General features: G+C 30.1%; 5 protein-coding genes. All 5 read left to right on the top strand.

The window, feature by feature from the left end; all coding sequences use genetic code 11:
• On the top strand, positions 1-1,604 hold a 1,604-nt coding region (locus tag ABJG40_RS08340; protein ID WP_348024129.1), incomplete at its 5' end, for an L-fucose isomerase.
• A 65-nt stretch (positions 1,605-1,669) separates the two neighbouring features.
• Positions 1,670-2,980, top strand: coding sequence for an FGGY family carbohydrate kinase (locus ABJG40_RS08335; protein ID WP_348024128.1), 1,311 nt, complete (start codon positions 1,670-1,672; stop codon positions 2,978-2,980).
• A 31-nt stretch (positions 2,981-3,011) separates the two neighbouring features.
• Entirely contained in the window at positions 3,012-4,166 is a 1,155-nt protein-coding gene (locus tag ABJG40_RS08330) for an iron-containing alcohol dehydrogenase (RefSeq protein ID WP_348024127.1), read from the top strand.
• 94 nt (positions 4,167-4,260) lie between these two features.
• Positions 4,261-5,262 carry a class 1 fructose-bisphosphatase gene (fbp, locus tag ABJG40_RS08325; protein WP_348024126.1) on the top strand — a complete coding sequence of 334 codons (1,002 nt, stop codon included), beginning with the start codon at positions 4,261-4,263 and terminating at the stop codon, positions 5,260-5,262.
• Between the two features lie 39 nt (positions 5,263-5,301).
• Positions 5,302-6,131, top strand: an 830-nt coding sequence (locus tag ABJG40_RS08320) for a two-component regulator propeller domain-containing protein (RefSeq protein ID WP_348024125.1), incomplete at its 3' end; no start/stop codon positions are given.

Raw genomic sequence — 6,131 nt, 5'->3', positions numbered from 1 at the left:
CCACTATTGGTGGTGTTGCAGATGCTGCAGCTTGTGCAGATAAATTTAAAAGAGAAGGTGTAGAAGTATCATTAACAGTAACTCCTTGTTGGTGTTATGGTACAGAAGTGATGGATACAAATCCATTAACTCCTAAAGCAGTTTGGGGATTTAACGGAACAGAAAGACCTGGTGCTGTATATTTAGCAGCTGCCTTAGCAGGATATTCTCAAAAAGGATTGCCAGCTTTTGGAATCTATGGGAAAGAAGTGCAAGATGGTGGTGATCAAACGATACCTCAAGATGTATCAGAAAAAATTCTTCGTTTTGTAAAAGGAGGTTTAGCAGTTGCTCAAATGAATGGTAAATCTTATTTATCAATAGGATATAGTTCTATGGGAATTGCAGGTTCTATGGTAGATGTAAATTTCTTACAAGATTACTTAGGCGTTAGAGCAGAATTTGTAGAATCTGTAGAGATTTTAAGACGTATAGATGAAGGCATTTTTGACCAAGAAGAATATGCAAAAGCATTAGCTTGGACCAAAGAAAACTGTAAAGAAGGAAAAGATTACAATAGTCCTGAAGCACAAAAATCGGCAGCAGTAAAAGATGCTGAGTGGGAAAAAGTTGTAAAAATGACTTTAATCTGTAAAGATTTAATGAACGGAAATCCTAAGTTAAAAGAAATGGGATTTGGTGAAGAGTCTAAAGGTAGAAATGCTATTATGGGAGGTTTCCAAGGGCAACGTCAGTGGACAGATTACCAACCCAATGCAGATTATACAGAGTCTATTTTAAATTCTTCATTTGATTGGAATGGAATTAGACAAGCATATACTTTTGCAACTGAAAACGATTGTTTAAATGCAATTTCTATGTTGTTTGGACACTTATTAACTAACAAAGCACAGTTATTTTCAGATGTACGTACATATTGGAGTCCTGAGTCTGTAGAAAGAGTAACAGGTAAAAAATTAACAGGAATTGCAGAAAATGGAATTATTCACTTAATCAATTCTGGTTCTACAACACTAGATGCAACTGCACAGCAAACAGACGCAGAAGGAAATCCTACAATGAAACCATTCTGGGAAATTACAGAAGAAGAAGTTCAAAAATGTTTAGACAATACAAAATGGCCAGCAGCAATTGCTGAGTATTTTAGAGGAGGTGGTTTTTCATCACAATTTAAAACAAAAGGAACTATTCCATTAACAATGTGTAGAATTAACCTTGTAAAAGGGATTGGACCTGTTTTACAAATTGTAGAAGGTTGGAGTGTTGAGTTACCAGATGATGTTCATGAAATTTTAGATGAAAGAACAAATCCAACTTGGCCAACAACTTGGTTTGTGCCAAGAACAACAGGAACAGGTTTCTTTAAAGATGTGTATACAGTAATGGCAAAGTGGGGAGCAAATCATGGAGCAATATCTCATGGACATATTGGTGCAGATTTAATTTCTTTAGCTGCCATGTTACGTATTCCTGTAAATATGCATAATGTAGCAGAAAGTGATGTGTTTAGACCAAGTGCATGGTCTGCTTTTGGAGAAGGTTTAGAAGGTGCAGATTATAGAGCTTGTAAAAATTATGGGCCTTTATATGGATTTAAAGAATAATTAGAATAACATAAAAGGGTTTTTGGAGCTATAAAACCAAAACCCTTTTTTAATTTTAAACTGTGATGGTAAATGTAATTGCTGTAATAGATATTGGGAAAACAAATAAAAAAATACTCTTGTTTGATGCTGATTTTGATGTAGTATACAGAAATGCAACTAGATTTGATGAAGTTTTAGATGAAGATAATTATCCATGTGATGATATTGAGTCAATAGAAAATTGGATTCTGAGTGAAATAAAAAGAATACAAAAAGAAGGAGTGTATTGTATAAAAGCAATTAATTTCTCAACTCATGGAGCTAGTCTAATTTATTTAGATAAGAATGGAGAAAGAATTACACCTCTATATAATTACTTAAAACCATTAAACATAGAAGAATACAAAGAACCTTATGAATCTTATGGAGGAAAAGAAGAGTTTTCAAGAAAAACAGCTTCTCCTGCATATGGAATGTTAAATACGGGGCTTCAAATATTAAAATTACAAAAAGAAAAACCAGAATTTTGGAACAAGGTAGCTGCTATTTTGCATTACCCACAATATTTAAGTTATCTTTTTACAAAACAAATAACAGCAGATTTTACTTCTGTTGGTGCTCATACTGCCACTTGGGATTTTGATAACATGCAATACCATCAATGGGTTGCTGATTATAAATTAAACTTACCAACACCTCAAAATGGTAAAGAAGCAATTTTAACAAATTTTAATGGTCAAGAAATAGCAATAGGAACAGGTTTACATGATAGTTCTTCATCTATTATTCCTTTGTTAGAAAAAGAAAAAAATAAAGAATTTATATTATTATCTACAGGAACTTGGATAATAGCAATGAACCCTTTTAGTAAAGAAACATTAACACAACATCAGTTAAAAAATAATTGTTTGTGTTTTATGACTCCAGAAAAGCAGCAAATAAAATCTTCAATGCAATTTTTAGGAAAAATTCATGAAGTTTATTTAACAGCTTTAAGCAACCATTTTAAAGTTGATATTGATAAACATCTTCACCTTCAGTTAAATAAAAAGTTGTGTCAAGAATTAATTCATGAAAATTCACGCGTGTTTTTATCCGAAGGAATTGATGAAGATTTTGAAGCACATCCAAATTTATTAAAATACTATGCAAATTACGAAACTGCGTATTACCAGTTAGTTTTTGAAATTAGTAAAAAAGTAATCAATGGGATTAAACTAATTTCTGATAAAAATGCTGCGATCAAAGAAATTTATATTTCTGGAGGATTTAATAAAAATCTAATATTTATATCATTTTTAAAATTATTAAAAAATGATATTGTAATAAAAATTTCTGACTGTAAAAACGAAAGCGCACTAGGTGCTGCATTAATGATGAAATCATATATATAATAGAATTATAAAAATAATTAAATCTAGAGTTATGTTACAAAGTAGAAGAATTTATTTACCTCCATTAAGTTTAATTGGTCCAGGAGCATTAAATGATTTAGGAGAAGAATTAAAAGAACTAACTTATAAAAAAGCACTTTTTGTAACCGATAAAATATTGGTGAAAATTGGAGTTGCTAAAAAAGTTATTGACGTTTTAGAAAAAGCAGGGATTGAAGTAGTTCTTTTTGACAATGTTCAACCAAATCCAACAGTAAAAAACGTGAATAATGGATTGAGAAAATTAAAAGAAAATGATGCTGATTTTATTTTAACATTAGGAGGTGGGTCTCCACAAGATTGTGGAAAAGCTATTGGAGTTTTAGCTACTAATGGAGGTGATATTAAAGATTACGAAGGGATTCATAAATCGAAGAAAGTATCATTACCAATTATAGCTATAAATACAACTGCAGGAACAGCTAGTGAGGTAACTATAAATTATGTAATTACAGATGTTGAAAGACATGTAAAGATGGTTATGGTAGACAAAAATTGTTTAGTTTCCATTGCTGTAAATGACCCTGAATTAATGTTAGGAAAACCTGCAGATTTAACAGCAGCTACAGGAATGGATGCGCTAACTCATGCAATAGAAACATACGTTACAAAAGGAGCTTTTGGGTGGTCTGATGCTTTAGCCTTAGAAGCTATAAAGTTAATTTCTAGAAGTTTAGAAGAAGCTGTTCATAATGGTTCAAATATTGAAGCTAGAAGCCAAATGGCTTGGGGGCAATTTATCGCGGGTCAAGCATTTTCTAATGCTGGATTAGGTTTTGTACATTCTATGGCGCATCAACTTGGTGGTATGTATGATTTACCACATGGTGTTGCAAATGCAATTCTTTTACCACATGTTGAAAAATTTAATATTCCATCTTGTACGTATAAATTAAAAAGAGTAGCACGTGCAATGGGTGTTGGTGTTTTAGATATGAATGATGAACAGGGTGCTAATGCTGCTATTGAGGCCATTAAAAAACTATCTAAATCTGTTGGAATTCCTTCTGGATTAAGAGAGTTAGGAGTAAAAGAAGATGACTTTGAAGAAATGGCTAAAAATGCTATAGCAGATGTTTGTACTGGAGGTAATCCTAGAGATGTGACTATTAAAGACACTATTGAGCTTTACAGGGCAGCAATGTAGTAAATCATATTAAGTAAAAGTAATATTCACTTAGAGTATTCAACTCTTGATGTATCTTATTTATAATTTTAAAAAACGATTAAATTAGAAATCTATGAGTAATCAAAAAAGTACTTTAGGTGAATTTATTATTAAAAATCAATCTTCCTTCCCTTATTCTAGTGGAGAATTATCTAGTCTTTTAAATGCTTTACGTTTAGCTTCAAAAGTTGTAAATCATGAAGTAAATAAAGCAGGTTTAGTAGATCTTTTTGGAAATTCTGGCGATGTAAATGTGCAGGGAGAACATCAACAAAAATTAGATGTATTTGCAAATAAAACATTTATTCAATCTTTAAAAAATAGAAATATTGTTTGTGGAATTGTATCTGAAGAAAATGATGATTTTTTAACTATAGAAGGATTAGATAAAAAATCTAATGGTAAATATGTAGTTTTAATGGATCCTTTAGATGGGTCATCTAACATAGATGTAAACGTTTCAGTAGGAACAATTTTTTCTATTTTTAGAAGAATTACACCAGTAGGAACACCTGTAGAAGAAAAAGATTTTTTACAACCGGGTAGAGAGCAAGTTGCAGCTGGTTATATTGTTTATGGTACTTCTACAATGTTGGTGTATACAACAGGAGATGGTGTAAATGGTTTTACGTTAAATCCAGCAATTGGTTCTTTTTATCTTTCTCATCCAGATATGAAATTTCCATCAAAAGGAAATATTTATTCTGTAAATGAAGGAAATTATAGCCACTTTCCAAGACCCGTTAAAAAGTATATAAAATACTGTCAAAAAGTTGAAGAAGATAGGCCATATTCACATAGATATATTGGATCTTTAGTTTCAGATTTTCATAGAAATATGATAAAAGGAGGTATTTATTTATATCCAAATAGTACAGTTAACAAAGAAGGAAAATTAAGATTGCTTTATGAATGTAATCCAATCGCTTTTTTAACTGAACAGGCAAATGGTATCGCTACAAATGGTAAAAAAAATATTTTAGACATTTCTCCTACTAATATTCATCAACGAGCTCCTTTTTATTGTGGTAGTAGTTCTATGATAAAAAAACTACAAGAATTTATTGAAAAATAAAGTATAGTCTATATATTTAGGGTTAATTTAAGAATTAATATGCGCAGGGTTGTATTTTTTATTGGTTTTGTAATTTTATTTTTTACTCAACAAATTTATTCTCAAAATTTTGAAAGAATTTCTAATAAAGAAGGGTTCAATCAAAATACTGTAAATGCCATAGAACAAGATAAATATGGTTTTTTATGGTACGCAACTCCTAATGGATTAATTCGATATGATGGTTATGAATTTAAAACTTTTACTACGCAGTCTGAAAGTATAGGTGCAATTTCAAGCAATAATATTACATCATTGTTTAATGATGAAAACGGAATTCTTTGGATAGGTACAAAAGTAGGTGTAAATATATATGTTCCTTGGTTAGAACGTTTTTTTACAGTGCCGCTTAAATATAATATTGATGTCAATAAAATTGATTCTGAAAATGATGGTTTTGTTTGGGTTTCTTCATCTAAAGAATTGATAAGGTGTGAGTTAAAAGATATTGGTAAGGCTATTTTTGAAGTGTCTGATAATATTCTTGAAGAAAAGGTAAAAAATATTAAAATCAATACTTTTTCTTTTGGATTGAATTCTTCTATAATTTTAGGAACTAATAATGGATTGAAAAAAGTTAGTTATCAATCAGAAGCATCCATATTAACCTCAAATATTTCTAATTTAGAAGATTTTAGTTTTTTTAAAGATATAGAAATTACTGAAATAATTAAAGTAGATAATATCTATTGGATTGGTACAAAAAAGGGTTTGTACAACTCTAATTTAGATTTAAAATCAAAATATTTAGTAAAAAAAATAAAGATTCAAAATAAAGATACTTCTTTCTTTGTAAATAGTATTTTTAACGATAATGAAAATACAATTTG

The organism is Polaribacter sp., from assembly GCF_039939415.1.
GTDB lineage: Bacteria > Bacteroidota > Bacteroidia > Flavobacteriales > Flavobacteriaceae > Polaribacter.
Note: the sequence above shows the minus strand (reverse complement) of the source record. Positions and strands in the feature narration are given on the sequence as shown.

Excerpts from the sequence above, each read along its gene's own strand:
- ABJG40_RS08330 (WP_348024127.1), top strand. The coding sequence starts at position 3,012 with ATGTTACAAAGTAGAAGAATTTATTTACCTCCATTAAGTTTAATTGGT.
- ABJG40_RS08335 (WP_348024128.1), top strand. The coding sequence starts at position 1,670 with ATGGTAAATGTAATTGCTGTAATAGATATTGGGAAAACAAATAAAAAA.
- fbp (WP_348024126.1), top strand. The coding sequence starts at position 4,261 with ATGAGTAATCAAAAAAGTACTTTAGGTGAATTTATTATTAAAAATCAA.